At 72.2% G+C, this 334-nt stretch carries 1 protein-coding gene; it reads right to left on the reverse strand.

Annotated features, from left to right (window positions below; translation table 11 throughout):
* On the reverse strand, positions 1-334 hold a 334-nt coding region (locus RUGAMON1_RS32715; protein WP_445234434.1), incomplete at both ends, for an AMP-binding protein.

The raw sequence follows: 334 nt of genomic DNA on the forward strand, positions 1-334 counted from the left end.
GTCAGCACGGCGACCGGTGCGCTGTCGGCCAGCATGTGGGCGATGCGATCGGCCGGGTAGGCCGGATCGACCGGCACGTAGGCGGCGCCGGCCTTGAGGATGGCCAGCAGGGCGGCCACCAGATCGAGGCCGCGTTCAAGGCAGACGGCGACCCGGTCGTCGGGGCGCACGCCTCTGGCCAGCAGGTGGTGGGCCAGCTGGTTGGCGCGGCGGTTCAGTTGGCCGTAGCTCAGGCTGTGGCCTTCGCACACCAGGGCGATGGCGTCAGGCTGCGTAGCGGCTTGCGCCTCGAAGGCCTGGTGCAGCAGCTGGTCGCGCGGGTAGTCGGCAGCGG

The organism is Duganella rhizosphaerae (genome assembly GCF_040364205.1).
Taxonomy (GTDB): Bacteria; Pseudomonadota; Gammaproteobacteria; order Burkholderiales; family Burkholderiaceae_D; genus Rugamonas; species Rugamonas rhizosphaerae.